This window comes from Peribacillus sp. 05N428 (genome assembly GCF_056397085.1).
This window is the reverse complement of the sequence record NZ_JBFTMS010000017.1, coordinates 85,235-100,677: the sequence shown is the minus strand read 5'-3', so window position 1 is coordinate 100,677 and position 15,443 is coordinate 85,235. Positions and strand designations below refer to the sequence as shown.

Annotated in this window: 10 protein-coding genes, 1 other RNA gene and 1 other annotated feature; of the genes, 10 read left to right on the top strand and 1 reads right to left on the bottom strand. The window is 44.3% G+C overall.

Annotated features, from left to right (window positions below):
- The first annotated feature begins 62 nt into the window (after positions 1-62).
- The 4 genes from recJ to dtd all read left to right on the top strand — a co-directional run bounded on the left by recJ (position 63) and on the right by dtd (position 5,917).
- Entirely contained in the window at positions 63-2,438 is a 2,376-nt protein-coding gene (recJ, locus tag AC1DIV_RS16735) for a single-stranded-DNA-specific exonuclease RecJ (RefSeq protein ID WP_421162771.1), read from the top strand.
- Complete coding sequence (locus AC1DIV_RS16730) at positions 2,429-2,941, top strand: adenine phosphoribosyltransferase (RefSeq protein WP_034308789.1); 513 nt, start codon at positions 2,429-2,431, stop codon at positions 2,939-2,941. The genes recJ and AC1DIV_RS16730 overlap by 10 nt, the downstream gene beginning before the upstream one ends.
- Positions 2,942-3,259: 318 nt before the next feature.
- Complete coding sequence (locus AC1DIV_RS16725) at positions 3,260-5,458, top strand: RelA/SpoT family protein (protein WP_034308787.1); 2,199 nt, start codon at positions 3,260-3,262, stop codon at positions 5,456-5,458.
- A gap of 15 nt (positions 5,459-5,473) precedes the next feature.
- Positions 5,474-5,917, top strand: a complete 444-nt coding sequence (gene dtd, locus AC1DIV_RS16720) for a D-aminoacyl-tRNA deacylase (protein ID WP_477576936.1) — start codon at positions 5,474-5,476, stop codon at positions 5,915-5,917.
- A 64-nt stretch (positions 5,918-5,981) separates the two neighbouring features.
- Here dtd and AC1DIV_RS16715 read toward each other — a convergent pair whose 3' ends face one another.
- Positions 5,982-7,751, bottom strand: coding sequence for an SH3 domain-containing protein (locus AC1DIV_RS16715; RefSeq protein WP_477576934.1), 1,770 nt, complete (start codon positions 7,749-7,751; stop codon positions 5,982-5,984).
- A 129-nt stretch (positions 7,752-7,880) separates the two neighbouring features.
- Here AC1DIV_RS16715 and AC1DIV_RS16710 point away from each other — a divergent pair, with 129 nt between their 5' ends.
- The 6 genes from AC1DIV_RS16710 to AC1DIV_RS16685 all read left to right on the top strand — a co-directional run bounded on the left by AC1DIV_RS16710 (position 7,881) and on the right by AC1DIV_RS16685 (position 15,335).
- Positions 7,881-8,054: a hypothetical protein gene (locus tag AC1DIV_RS16710; RefSeq protein ID WP_053535815.1), complete on the top strand. Its 174-nt coding sequence runs from the start codon at positions 7,881-7,883 to the stop codon at positions 8,052-8,054.
- 79 nt (positions 8,055-8,133) lie between these two features.
- Positions 8,134-8,373: a binding site (T-box leader), on the top strand.
- Between the two features lie 99 nt (positions 8,374-8,472).
- Positions 8,473-9,744, top strand: coding sequence for a histidine--tRNA ligase (gene hisS / locus AC1DIV_RS16705; protein ID WP_034308774.1), 1,272 nt, complete (start codon positions 8,473-8,475; stop codon positions 9,742-9,744).
- A gap of 12 nt (positions 9,745-9,756) precedes the next feature.
- A complete protein-coding gene (gene aspS / locus AC1DIV_RS16700) occupies positions 9,757-11,526 on the top strand; it encodes an aspartate--tRNA ligase (RefSeq protein WP_340877105.1) in 1,770 nt (589 codons plus the stop codon).
- A gap of 86 nt (positions 11,527-11,612) precedes the next feature.
- Positions 11,613-11,798: non-coding RNA, 6S RNA (gene ssrS, locus AC1DIV_RS16695), on the top strand.
- 1,140 nt (positions 11,799-12,938) lie between these two features.
- The gene (locus tag AC1DIV_RS16690) at positions 12,939-13,910 is read left to right on the top strand and encodes a nuclease-related domain-containing protein (RefSeq protein ID WP_477576932.1); all 972 of its coding nucleotides are present in this window, start codon (positions 12,939-12,941) and stop codon (positions 13,908-13,910) included.
- Between the two features lie 318 nt (positions 13,911-14,228).
- Positions 14,229-15,335 carry a M20 family metallopeptidase gene (locus AC1DIV_RS16685; protein ID WP_421162764.1) on the top strand — a complete coding sequence of 369 codons (1,107 nt, stop codon included), beginning with the start codon at positions 14,229-14,231 and terminating at the stop codon, positions 15,333-15,335.
- Positions 15,336-15,443 lie beyond the last annotated feature (108 nt).

Here is a 15,443-nt window from a genome sequence, read left to right as displayed (position 1 = left end):
TTAAAATAAAATTGAAACTGGTATATTCGTTTTGTATAATGAGTAGGTTGAGGGGTGAATAAATGTTAAAGCCAAAAACCCGGTGGAACTTGCGAACTGCCGATGAAAACAAAGTTGCTGTACTAGCTGAAGAGCTTCATATCACACCTTTGGTTGCAGCCCTGCTTGTGAATCGAGGCCTGGATACGATTGAAAGTGCCCGATCGTTTTTATTTGTAAAAAATCAAACTTTTCATGATCCATTTTTATTGAAGGATATGGATAAAGCAGTATATAGAATAAAAGAAGCCATTCAAAATGGAGAAAAAATACGTATATTCGGTGATTATGATGCGGATGGCGTGACATCGACCACAGTGATGATGACGGCGCTGACGAGATTGGGGGCCGATGTTGATTTTTATATCCCGAATCGGTTTACAGAAGGATATGGTCCGAATCCGATGGCATTCCGCCTTGCAGCCGAGCAAGGTGTGAAGGTATTAATAACCGTCGATACCGGAATCTCCGCAGTCGCTGAAGCGAAACTTGCCGCCGAGCTAGGCATGGATTATATTTTGACTGACCACCATGAACCGGGACCGCAATTGCCTGAGGCATTGGCGATCATCCATCCTAAACTGGAGGACAGTTCCTATCCATTTAAAGAACTTGCCGGAGTAGGAGTCGCATTTAAGCTTGCACACGCCTTGCTTGGGGAATTGCCTGAGGATTTGCTAGAAATAGCGGCAATCGGGACGATAGCGGATTTAGTGCCTTTACAAGGGGAAAACCGCGTCATTGCTGCGAAAGGCATCGAGCAGTTACGATTGACTCGCCGCCCGGGACTTGTTGCGTTAATGAAAGTGGCGAATGTTCAGCAGGAAGCATTGAATGAAGAATCGATCGGCTTTGCAATGGCACCGAGGATCAATGCTGTCGGCCGCCTTGGAGATGCCGATCCCGCTGTTGATTTATTGATGTCCGCAAATCTGGAAGAAGCAATGGAACTTGCTAATGAAATCAACGATATCAATAAAGAGCGGCAGGAAATGGTTGCAGCAATGGCTGAGGAAGCGATTGCTGAAGTCGAGGAAAACTTCCCGCCGGAGTCCAATGGCGTGCTCATCATCGGCAGGGAAGGCTGGAATGCCGGAGTTGTGGGGATTGTGGCCTCTAAACTTGTTGAACGCTTTTACCGGCCGACGATTGTATTGAGCTATGATCGGGATAAGGGATTAGCTAAAGGTTCTGCTCGGAGCATCGTTGGTTTCGATCTTTTTCAAAGTCTTTCCCAATGTCGTGAAATGCTGCCTCATTTCGGTGGACATCCCATGGCAGCTGGAATGACGTTGAAAATAGAAGATGTTCAGGAGCTTAGGGACCGCATGAACTTGATTGCTAAGGAAGAACTGAACGAAGAGGACTTCACACCGATTACAAACTTGGACGGTGCTACGACTTTAGCTGAAGTTTCCGTTCAAACGATTCAGGAAATGAGCTTGCTTGCACCATTTGGGGTTACGAATCCCAAGCCGAAGATTTTGATAGATTCCGTACAACTTTCAAGTGTACGCAAAATTGGTGCCAACCAAAATCACTTGAAGGTTCAGCTGGAAGATGGTGAAAAACACAAACTTGATGGTGTGGGCTTCGGTCTCGGTCATTTTGTCGATGAAATAGCTCCGCACGCTGAAGTTTCGGTGATTGGAGAGCTCTCCATCAATGAGTGGAATAATATGAAAAAGCCCCAGATCTTTGTCCAGGATGTCTCGGTGGACCATTGGCAGTTATTCGATTACCGCGGCAAGGGACAGGCAGAGAAGTGGCTTGCCGACATTCCTGCACAAAACCGGAAGATCGTCATTTTCTCGGAAGATATTTATAGCAGATATCCATTTTTGCAAAACCATCCAGATCTCGTTCATATCGAGAATGAACTGGATGCTGAGCAGCTCGACTGCTTCGAAGGGCATTTGGTACTCATGGACATGCCGCCGTCCAGGGAATTTTTGAAACGGGTGATTGCCAAAAAGAACCCTTCCCGTATCTACGCTCACCTTTCCCATGAACAGGACCATTTCTTAAGTACGATGCCGACAAGGGATCATTTTAAATGGTTTTATGCCTTCCTTGCCAAGAAGGGTCCGCTTGATGTGAAAAGATATGGTGATGACCTGGCCAAATATCGCGGCTGGTCAAGAGATACAGTGGATTTCATTTCTAAGGTGTTTTTTGAGCTTGATTTTGTTACAATAGAAAATGGGTTAATTATGCTCACAACCAATGCGAAAAAACGCGATCTCAGTGAATCTGAATCGTATACAAGAAAGAAAGAGCAATTTGAGCTTGAACAAGAGCTTGTTTATTCTTCCTATCAGCAATTATTCGATTGGTTCAATCATTATTTAGTTCATGAGGCAACAGACCTTGAGGAGGAAACAAAGCAATGGATTTAAAGCAATATGTAACAATTGTGCAAGACTGGCCAAAACCGGGTATCGTCTTCAAAGATATTACAACATTAATGGATAACGGCGCAGCTTATAAATACGCAACAGACCAAATCGTCGAGTATGCTCGCGATAAAAATATCGACTTGGTGGTCGGGCCGGAAGCACGCGGATTCATTATTGGATGTCCAGTCGCATACTCATTGGAAGTGGGCTTTGCACCAGTGAGAAAAGAAGGAAAACTTCCACGTGAAACGATAAAAGTCGAATATGGTTTAGAATACGGCAAGGATGTATTGACAATCCATAAAGATGCCATTAAACCGGGACAGCGTGTCCTGATTACGGACGACTTGCTTGCTACCGGGGGAACAATCGAAGCGACGATCAAATTGGTTGAACAGCTTGGCGGAATTGTAGCCGGGATAGCCTTCCTTATTGAATTGACCGACTTGGATGGAAAAGATAAATTAGACGGCTATGATGTCTTGACATTAATGAGCTTTTAATAAAGGAGAGCACTCTGACCAGGGTGCTCTCTTTCTGTTTTCCCCATTTTAGCTGGATTTTGTCGAATTTCCAGTGAAAAAATGCACTATTCTTAATAAAATACACGTTTAACTCTTTACATCCTTGCCTTTTTTTTCGATAATAGTAATAATAAAGAGTTTTTCTGCTAATAAGTTTATTTGCACTTTTATCCGTTTAAGCGGATTTATTTTTTTTCGCAAAAATTGTCACGTTTTGCAGAATAAAGGGAAGTGCTACCAATCATACTCAATCCGGATCATATCCGGTGGCAGTTAAAGTGGGGTTAAGGTGATTAAATGGCTAATGATCAAATATTGACTGCCGAGCAGGTTGTAGAACGGGCCAGCTTATATCTTCAGCCGGAAGAAGCTGAATTTATTCATAGAGCGTTTAAGTATGCAGAGTATGCTCACCGAGAACAATTCCGTAAATCGGGAGAGCCGTATATTATTCATCCGATTCAAGTGGCGGGCATTCTGGCTGATCTTGAAATGGACCCTGCAACCATTGCGGCAGGTTTTTTACATGATGTTGTTGAAGACACGGAGATCACTTTGAAGGATATTGAAGAAAATTTCAGTCCTGAAGTCGCCATGCTTGTGGATGGCGTGACCAAGTTAGGGAAAATCAAATACAAATCACAGCAGGAGCAACAGGCGGAAAACCATCGGAAAATGTTCGTGGCGATGGCCCAGGATATACGGGTCATCTTGATCAAGCTTGCGGACAGACTGCATAATATGCGGACATTGAAGCATCTGCCGCAGGAAAAGCAGAGAAGGATATCGAATGAGACGTTGGAAATCTTCGCACCGCTTGCCCATCGTCTCGGTATCAGCACGATTAAATGGGAACTGGAAGATACTGCACTAAGGTATTTGAATCCTCAGCAGTATTACCGAATCGTCAACCTGATGAAGAAAAAGCGTGCAGAACGTGAAAACTATCTGGAAGAAGTCATTGATGAAGTGCGTAAAAACGTTGAGGAAGTCAACATTAAGGCTGACCTATCCGGAAGGCCGAAACATATATACAGCATTTATCGCAAAATGGCTTTGCAGAATAAACAGTTCAGCGAAATTTATGATTTGCTTGCCGTTCGGATCGTCGTCAATAGCATAAAAGATTGCTATGCCGTTTTAGGGATCATCCATACATGCTGGAAGCCGATGCCTGGCCGATTTAAAGACTATATCGCGATGCCGAAGCCGAATATGTATCAATCGCTCCATACGACGGTGATCGGACCGAAAGGCGATCCGCTGGAAGTGCAGATCCGTACTTCCGATATGCATCGCATTGCCGAGTTCGGGGTTGCTGCGCACTGGGCTTATAAAGAGGGAAAAGATGTCGGTGAACAGCCTTCACTGGAAGAAAAATTGACATGGTTCCGGGAAATTCTTGAATTCCAGGATGATGCGACTAATGCCGAGGAATTCATGGAATCCCTTAAAATAGATCTTTTTTCTGATATGGTATTCATTTTCACTCCAAAAGGCGATGTCATCGAACTGCCATCAGGATCCAACCCGATTGATTTCGCTTACCGGATTCACTCGGAAATCGGAAACAAAACGATTGGTGCCAAAGTGAACGGGAAAATGGTACCGCTGGATTATAAACTGAAAACTGGCGATATCATAGAAATCTTAACATCGAAGCATTCATATGGTCCAAGTCAGGATTGGCTTAAACTGACGCAAACATCTCAAGCGAAAAATAAAATCCGCCAATTTTTCAAGAAGCAGCGCCGGGAAGAAAATATCGAAAAAGGCAAAGAGCTTGTTGAAAAGGAAATCAAGGATATGGAGTTCGACCTGAAGGAAATCCTGGCTGCCGAGAATATCAGGCGTGTTGCGGATAAATTCAACTTCCTGAATGAAGAGGATATGTATGCAGCAGTCGGATATAACGGAATAACAGCCCTTCAGGTAGCTAACCGCCTTACTGAAAAATGGCGTAAGCAGAAAATGGTCGAGCAGGAAGCGGATATTTCTGAAGCGGTAGCCGATCTGAAAACCTTCTCCAATACATCTAAAAAACGTGACTCGGGCGTACAGGTACCAGGGATTGATAACCTGCTTATCCGCTTATCACGCTGTTGCAACCCAGTACCAGGGGATGAAATCGTTGGTTATATAACCAAAGGCCGTGGAGTTTCAGTTCATAGGCAAGATTGCCCGAACCTGGATAGCGGGGATGCCGATCATCGCCTTGTACCGGTTGAATGGGAAAGTACGATTAACGAACGCAAGGAATACATCGTGGAAATTGAAATCAGCGGCTATGACCGTCGCGGCTTATTGAATGAAGTCCTTCAAGCCGTCAATGAAACCAAGACCAACATTTCTGCGGTCTCGGGTAAATCCGACAGGAATAAGGTGGCGACCATTCACATGTCGATTTATATTCATAACATTGCCCATTTGCAAAAGGTTGTCGACCGTATTAAACAAATTTCAGATGTTTATTCCGTTAGAAGGATCATGAACTAAGGAGTTTTTATTGCCATGCGTGTTGTTTTACAACGTTCCAAAGCGGCAAAAGTAGTTGTCGCAGACCAAATAATCGGACAAATCGACAGCGGTCTCGTCCTGTTGGTTGGTGTCACCCATGGAGATACGATCGATGACGCCGCCTATTTGGCCGAAAAGATTGTCAATCTTAGAATATTTGAAGATGAAAATGAAAAGATGAACCACTCACTATTGGATGTGGGAGGTTCGATTTTATCGGTTTCACAATTCACTTTATACGGCGATTGCCGTAAAGGCCGTCGACCGAACTTCATGGACGCCGCCCGTCCTGAAGAGGCGAATGAATTATATGAAGCATTTAACGAAGAACTCCGCAGAAAGGGCGTCCATACGGAAACAGGTCAATTTGGTGCCATGATGGATGTTCAGCTCACTAATGACGGTCCCGTCACATTAATACTTGAAAGCAAAAAATGACCTGCTGCGGCAGGTTTTTTTTGTAGAAAAGCCAGCTTCGATGCGAAGCTGGCTTTTCTAGTCCTTATTTAAAATACCGTGCCAGGCCATTATAGATGGCCGATGTGATTTTTTCTTGATACTCATTCGACGTTAATGTCAACTCTTCCACTGGATTACTTAAATAACCTAGTTCAATGAGTGTAGCTACCCGTTTATTTTCACGGGTAACATGATAATTCCCGTATCGAGATCCGCGATTGGGCACCTGCATGGTGGAACCGAGTGAATTGGCCAGTGTAGCCGCCAACGCACGCTGGTAGTCATGATAGTAGTATGTGGTTATCCCGCTGGTGATCTGGTCCTTGGTGCTATCATAATGGAGGCTGATGAAAGCATCCGCATTATGTATATGAGAAGTGCTGACCCGGGAAGGGAGTGGAACATAAGTATTTCCGCTCCTGGTCAGGATCACTTTAGCTCCTGCCGCCTGAAGTTTGTCCCGCAGCAATTCTGCCGTTCGAATCGTCAGGTTTTTCTCAAGTGTTCCACCGACCCCGATTGTACCGCTATCCCTGCCGCCATGTCCGGGATCGATGACAATCGTTTTATCCTTTAGGTATTTCTCGACGCCAGGTCGTTGGATCTGCTCGGCATTCCCTTCGATCGTCACGATCCATCCGGCCACATAAGCTGTTTTTCCGCCCTTTAGTTTAATGGAATACCAGTCGCCTTCCATACCTGATGCCGTGAATGTTTCACCTGCATTGGCCTGCTCTACAATCCCCGAGTTGCCATCCGGCTCATTTCTAAGGATCGTACCATCATGAATGATGGTAATCCTGTTTCCTTTTACATCAACCTTTTTTTCCTTCGCCGTTTGCTCGACATTCTCTTTTTCCAGGTACCAACTCACTACCCAGCCCTTTTTGGAACCAGTGAGCTGGATCTGTGTCATATTTCCCTTTGTTTGGAGCACGGCGTAAGTCTCATCCTTGTTCACCGAACCGATGACCTTGCTTGAGAGCGAGGCTTCATTCCTGACAGTTAAACCTGTAGCGGTCACCCTTGCAGTTGCGCCTGCCGTGTCCTTTTTCATATCAACATGATCTTCGCTTACTTGTATGTAAGGTTCAGCTACCCAACCGCGTGTTCCTTGGAAATCAATTTCAACCCATTCATTTTCAATCCTGTAGACGGTCACTGACGTATTTTTATTCAGCTTTCCGAGAGCGGCACTGCTTGTCGACGGTTCCGAACGGACATTAAGCCGGTCCACCAAAGTTACTCCGGTTTTCACGGATTGATTCGTTCCTTTTTCTTTAGTTGGATCTTTCTTCGCTGTTTTTTCTGATGCGGAGGGAAGTGTAATGTAGTCAGAAGAGACCCAGCCTTCGATATCCGCCGTTTTGACCTTTATCCAATTCTCATTCTTTTCAATGATGTCAACAAAGGTTCCTTTACTCAAGGAACCAACCGTTTGAAATGTAGTGCCGGGACCTGTTCGGACACGGACGGAGCTGCCTGATATCGTCCCTTGTCCGGATTCCTTTTTGACCTGATTGGTATCAGACCCTGTTTGTCTCTCCACTAACCAATTGGCAACCCAGCCCGTTTTGCCGGTGCCAATCCGGATTTCAATCCAGTCGCCATCTTCATTCAGAATGGGATACGATTCCCCTTTTGACAGTTTTTTTACGATAGGGAAACTGAGACCTGCACCTTCACGGACATTGACCACTTGGGTCGTCACGATATTTTCCCCATCATCTTTTCCAAAAGCGTGATGGACGGGGAAAATCGCTGAGAATATCAGCATCAGTGTCAGGCCGAATAAACCCGATTTCTTCTTCATAAGTTGTCTCTCCCTTTTAATGTCTATATGTATGTATTCTCGTTCAATGAAAATTTCCCTCTCTCCGTGTGCAAAAAACATTTTTTTTAGGAAAGAATAGAGCTTATATAACTGTAGGAGGGAAACCACATGAAATTCAGCGAAAAAGATCAAACGAGCTTAAGCGGAGGCAACCAAGTACTGGGTGTCGATTTTCACGATTTCATCCAAAAGGAACAAAGCGCAAACCTTGTTGAATTGGCATCCGAATTCGGGGTCAATGTCCGGACGGTCAAAAATTTGAAAAAACGTTTGAACCAGTAAAAAGCGACAAAAATCCTCAGTCTGCCTTGACATTTGATGTTAACGTCCGTATGATTATAAAATATCAGACTTATTACTGCAATAACCAATGATGGAGAAGAGTAATTAAGAAACACATGAAAAAGAGAGGAAATGCCGAGGCTGAAAGCATTCCACATGATGACTTAATGAAAGAACCCTCCGTAGGCTTCACTCCGAACGGATTTACTTAATAGGAGATGGACGTAAAACAGGCGTTAACTGTTTTTGAGCGGGGGCACTTTAATTTTGTGCTTCAACTAGGGTGGCACCACGGGATATCCAAACTCTCGTCCCTTGTAACATATACGTTACAAGGGGCGGGAGTTTTTTGTTTGGAAAAAATCAGTATAGCGTGCCGTATAAGAAAGGGCGCTTTGCTTTAAAGGAGGAAACACATATGTCTATTCAGATTCCTAGAGGTACCCAGGATTTATTGCCTGGCCAAACGGAAATTTGGCAATATATCGAGAACACAGCGCGTGATATTTGTCACCGTTACCAATATAAAGAAATCCGCACACCGATTTTTGAGCACACGGAATTATTTTTACGCGGTGTTGGGGATACAACCGATATCGTTCAAAAAGAGATGTATTCATTTCAAGATCGCGGTGAAAGGAACTTAACCCTTCGTCCGGAAGGCACTGCATCGGTTGTACGGTCATATATCGAGAATAAAATGTTCGGGTGGGCCAATCAACCGGTCAAGCTTTATTATATCGGGCCGATGTTCCGTTACGAACGTCCGCAAGCAGGTCGATTCCGCCAGTTCGTTCAATTCGGCATCGAAGCTTTAGGAAGTAAGGATCCCGGAATCGATGCAGAGGTTCTGTCACTTGCGATGAACCTGTACAAGGAACTTGGTTTGAAAAAGCTGAAGCTAGTCATCAACAGCCTTGGTGATAAGGAAAGCCGGACAGCGCATCGCAATGCGTTAATCAAACATTTCGAACCCCGCATCGGCGAGTTTTGCGGCGATTGTCAAAACCGCCTCGAAAAAAATCCTTTGCGTATCCTGGATTGCAAAAAGGATCACGATCACGAATTGATGAACACGGCTCCTTCCATCATTGAATATTTAAATGATGAATCGCGTACTTATTTCGAAAAGGTGAAACAGCACTTAACCGATTTGGAAATCGATTTCGTCGAAGATCCGACTCTAGTGAGGGGCTTGGATTACTATAATCATACCGCATTTGAAATCATGAGTGATGCAGAAGGCTTTGGCGCCATCACTACACTATGCGGCGGCGGCCGTTATAACGGGCTGGCTGAAGAACTTGGCGGACCGGAAACACCAGGAATCGGCTTTGCACTTAGCATTGAACGCCTGATTGCTGCCCTCCAAGCAGAAAACATCGAGCTTCCGATCAAAAAGGGAATTGACTGCTATCTTGTCTCACTAGGCGAAACAGCCAAGGATTATACCGTCAAACTTGCCCATCAATTGCGGAATGCCGGTTTTACCGTCGAAAAAGACTATCAAGATCGTAAAGTGAAAGCACAATTCAAATCAGCCGACCGCCTCGAAGCAAGATATGTGGCGACACTTGGGGATGATGAATTGGCAAATAATAAAATCAATGTAAAGTTCATGGAAACCGGTGAACAAGTCCAAATGGATCTTGCAACATTCGTTGAACAATTCAAAAAGCTACAGGCTTAAGGGGGAAATACCATGTTTGGCAGAACATACTTCAATGGTGAAGTGACAGAAGCAGCTATTGGTGAAAAAGTAACATTAAAAGGATGGGTACAAAAACGCCGGGATTTGGGCGGGGTAATCTTTATCGACCTACGTGACAGAAGCGGAGTCGTCCAAGTCGTTTTCAATCCGGACATTTCGGCAGACGCGCTTGCCACAGCCGAAAAAATCCGTAATGAATACGTCCTTGATATCCAAGGGACCGTCATCAAACGTGACGAAGCCAACTTCAATCCGAACGTAACAACAGGAACCATCGAAGTTCAAGCCGAAAACGTTACAATTTTAAACGAAGCAAAGACCCCTCCATTCATCATTGATGAAAGAACGGATGTATCAGAAGACATCCGCTTGAAATATCGTTATCTGGACCTGCGTCGTCCGGCGATGTTCGAAACATTGAAAATGCGCAACAAAACAACAAAAGCGATCCGTGATTACTTGGACGGTGAAGGCTTCCTTGATATCGAAACACCTATCTTAACAAAAAGTACACCGGAAGGAGCACGTGATTATTTAGTGCCTAGCCGTGTACACGAAGGGGAGTTCTATGCACTTCCGCAATCACCGCAAATCTTCAAGCAGCTATTGATGGTATCCGGTTTCGAACGTTATTATCAAATTGCCCGCTGTTTCCGTGATGAAGACTTACGTGCTGACAGACAGCCTGAATTCACGCAAATCGATATTGAAACAAGCTTCATGAGCCAAGAAGATATCATTAACACGGCAGAAAACATGATGGCTAAAGTGATGAAAGACGTAAAAGGATTGGACGTAACACTGCCATTCCCTCGAATGACTTACAACGAAGCGATGAGCCGTTACGGTTCCGACAAACCGGATACGCGTTTCGGAATGGAACTTAAAGATGTTTCCGATATCGTCAAAGACAGTGATTTCAAAGTGTTCACCGGTGCTGTTGCAAGCGGCGGTCAAGTTAAGGCAATCGTCGTTAAGGACGGAAATGCGGATTATTCCCGTAAAGACATTGATGGCTTGGCTGAATTTGCAGCGATTTACGGTGCTAAAGGCCTTGCATGGCTAAAAGTTGAAGAAGACGGTGTAAAAGGGCCAATCGCCAAATTCTTCGCAGAAGATCAACAGCAATTAGTATCTGAACTGGAAGCTGAAGTGGGCGATTTAATCCTTTTCGTGGCGGATAAGAAAGGCATAGTCGCAGATGCACTTGGAGCACTTCGCATCAAGCTTGGTAAAGAAAGAGGCTTGATCGATCAAAGCAAATTCAACTTCCTATGGGTGACGGACTGGCCATTACTTGAATATGACGAAGAAGAAGGACGCTACTATGCAGCACACCATCCATTCACAATGCCATTCCGTGAAGACATGGACAAACTGGAATCAGACCCAGCAAGCGTCCGTGCACAAGCATATGACCTTGTCTTGAACGGCTACGAACTTGGCGGTGGATCACTGCGGATATTCGAACGCGACGTTCAGGAAAAAATGTTCAAAGTTCTTGGATTCTCCGAAGAAGAAGCAAACGCACAATTCGGCTTCCTAATGGATGCATTTGAATATGGAACACCACCACACGGCGGAATCGCCCTTGGACTGGACCGCATGGTCATGCTGCTTGCAGGCCGCACGAACCTTCGCGACACCATCGCGTTCCCGAAAACAGCAAGCGCAAGCGACCTGCTCGTTGACGCACCGAGTACCGTAAGTGACAAGCAATTGGCCGAACTTAACCTAAGGCTTGCTGCACTTAAAAAATAATTCATTTGGGAAAAATATGAAAAAATACCTAGGTGTTTTTCCTTGAAACAGAGTTAAGCATTATGCTATGATGTTTTCAATAAGTAAGAGTCCTGATGTGTTCGTTCTTTAACCTATAAGTTTTGACCGAACACTTATAGTTACCGGGAGCACTAGTTTCCTGGCCGCGTAAAAGCCTCCCTCGAAGAGGACTTACAAACGCGAGGAACCGAGCACCCACCTGCGGAGAGCGGGTTCAAAACAAAGGCGTAAACGGCACAATTGGGACTCTTACACCTTACAAAGCAACTCATGTTAAATAACATGGGTTTTTTTGTGCGTTAAAATAGTTAACTTACGAGTAAACCGTGCAAATAGCGAATTCACGAGTAAATGGCGCAAACTCACGAGTAAATGGTGCAAACTCACGAGTAAATAGCGCAAACTCACGAGTAAACGGCGCAAACACGAGTAAAAGAGCCAAATTCACGAGTAAATGGGGTGAACTCACGAGTAAATGGTGCAAACTCACGAGTAAATAGCGGAAATTCACGAGTAAACGGTGCAAACTCACGAGTAAATGGCAGAAACTCACGAGTAAATGGCGAACTCACGAGTAAATGGTGCAAACTCACGAGTAAAAGAGCCAAATTCACGAGTAAATGGTGCAAACTCACGAGTAAATGGCAGAAACTCACGAGTAAATGGCGAACTCACGAGTAAATGGTGCAAACTCACGAGTAAATGAGCCAAATTCACGAGTAAATAGCGGAAATTCACGAGTAAATAGCGCAAACTCACGAGTAAACGGCGCAAACACGAGTAAAAGAGCCAAATTCACGAGTAAATGGGGTGAACTCACGAGTAAATGGCGAACTCACGAGTAAATAGCAAACTCACGAGTAAAAGAGCCAAATTCACGAGTAAATGGGGTGAACTCACGAGTAAATGGCGCAAACTCACGAGTAAATGGTGCAAACTCACGAGTAAATGGTGCAAACTCACGAGTAAATGAGCCAAATTCACGAGTAAATGGCCCAAACTCACGAGTAAATGGCAGAAATTCACGAGTAAACGGCGAACTCACGAGTAAATGGGGTGAACTCACGAGTAAATGGCGCAAACTCACGAGTAAATAGCGGAAATTCACGAGTAAACGGTGCAAACTCACGAGTAAATGGCGAACTCACGAGTAAATGGCGAACTCACGAGTAAATGGCGTGAACTCACGAGTAAATGGCGAACTCACGAGTAATAGCGGAAATTCACGAGTAAATGGTGCAAATTCACGAGTAAATGAGCCAAATTCACGAGTAAGCTACAAATCTCATGGATTAAAAAGAGTGAAATTACGGTAAAACGTCTGATTTCAGATCCTAGCAGGAAAAAAGGGCATTAATAAAGAAGCTAAAGGAGAAGGAGTTGATGTATGGATGTTAAAACCGTGTGAAAGGCCTATGAAAATGCTCAAACTGGAGGCATTAAGCAGAAGGCTATCAGCCAATCATCCAAAACAGGAAAGAATAAAGAACGAGTTCCGGAAAATCCGTACAGGATTTAACGGGGAGCGGAGTATCGGAAAGGAGTTGAAGGATCTTCCGAAAGAATATCGAGTATTTCATGATTTGAGGTTAGACCACGCTGGGAGCCGTTATTTTCAAATGGATTTCCTAATTATCACCCGGAATTACTGTATCATCATTGAAGTGAAAAACTTTGCGGGAACGCTCTATTTTGACCGCACCTACCCCCAATTGATTCGTTCAAAAGACGGACAGGAACAGGCATATCTGGATCCGCTAATCCAGGTCGACGTGCAAAAATCCCGATTAAATGATTGGCTTACTTTTCACAAATTCCCCTCGCTGCCGATTGAAACGTTAATTGCCAATGCAAACTCGAATACGATCATCAGGACTACCCCAGGTTTTACCCCCATTTTCAAAAAAATCACGGGAAAAGAAACCCTGATCAACAAAATTCACACCCTTGAAGAAAAGTATCCTTCTGAGCAATTAACCCAAAGGCAGAGCACTAGACTTTCGAACACGATTCTGCAAAAGAACACTCCACATAATCCTGATATACTCAATTTATATCAAATCGATGAGCAAGATCTGCTAAAAAGCGTTCAATGTCCTGAATGCGCTGCTCTCCATATGCACTATCACTGGGGAAAATGGTCATGCAGTCAATGTTCTTATGCCTCCAAAGATGCCCACATTCAAACTCTTCGCGATTTTGCTCTCCTCATAAAACCCAATATAACAAATAAACAAGCACGGCTTTTTTTACAAATAGATTCAATTGATATCATGCAGCGGATGCTGTCTGCACTGGAATTGCCTTATTCGGGGCAATTTAAAAATAGAGCTTACAGACTTGATGGATTAATTCACGAGTAAATAAGAATTCACGAGTAAACGGCGTAAACTCACGAGTAAAAGAGCCAAATTCACGAGTAAACGGCGTAAACTCACGAGTAAATGGCCCAAACTCACGAGTAAATGGCAAACTCACGAGTAAACGATCCAGACTCACGAGTAAAGACCCCAAACTCAAAGAAGACACCAAAAAAACCATCGGATATACTTCAAAAATTCCCATTTAAGTAACATTCCGCAATATAGATTCGTAAATTATAGTAAGGTTGAGCAATAGTCAGCCAAGGATAGAAAGTAGTGAGGGCTTTGAAAGATTTATTGTATGCAAAGAGGATGGAAATGCTTCAATTAGTGGAGCGGCTAGTGAATATAGATAGTGGTTCTCATACGAAAAAGGGTATTGATGAAATTGGTTCGATTTTGAAAACGAAATTTGAAAGCCTGGATTTTATTGTGGATACCGTTGAACAACAGAATTATGGCAATCAGCTGGTCATCCAGCATCGTGATGCGCATCAACCGCATATTCTGGTCGTTGCCCATATGGATACGGTTTTTCCGGAGGGCACAGCGCAAAAACGTCCTTTTAAAGTGAAAGGAAATCGGGCATACGGTCCTGGCGTGGCGGATATGAAGTCTAGTTTGGTTGAGCTTTTTTATGCGATCCTTTGCCTGAAACAGACGGGGCAGACAGGCTATAAGCATATCCAGATCATTCTTAATAGTGATGAGGAGATCGGGTCTCCGTCATCTGCTTCACTCATATCGGAAAAAGCCGCCAATAAGAAGTTTGCGCTAATTCTTGAACCGGCAAGGACGGACGGTTCGCTTGTAACGGCAAGAAGGGGCTGCGGTCAGTTTAAAGTGGATATTGCGGGGGTGGCCGCCCATTCAGGGATCGAGCCGGAAAAGGGACGAAGTGCAATTGAAGAATTGGCCCATAAGATCATCGCCTTACATCGATTGAATGATCAGCAGAAAGGAATCAGCGTGAATGTGGGCATGATTGATGGAGGTTCCGCTGTCAATACGATCGCTTCCCATGCTGCCGCTTTTGTGGATGTGCGGATTTCGGAAAAAAGGCAGGAAGCCATCATCCTCAAGCAACTGAAAAAAATCTGTGCCGAAACCTATATTCCAGGAACGAAAACGACATTAAGCGGGAAAATGGACCGCTCTCCCATGGAAAAGAATGAGAAAACGAACTTGCTTTTAGAGACGATCCGTCAGGCTGGGAAGGAAATCGGCATCGAAATCACGGATACGGCCACGGGTGGAGGTTCGGATGCTTCCATCACTTCTGATTTGGGAATCGCGACAGTGGATGGACTCGGGCCCATTGGAGGGAATGCACATAGTGAAGAGGAGTATTTGGAAATTCCCAGCCTTACGGAAAGGACACTCCTATTGGCAACCGTCATTCAAAAATTAGCAAAAATGACCTAGCACACTAATTCCGATTAGACTGCTCATATTTCGCTTGTCATAAATGATGTTTATGATATATTGTTAATTGGGAAGCTAAATAAGAACAGAATTTATTGGAGTTGAATA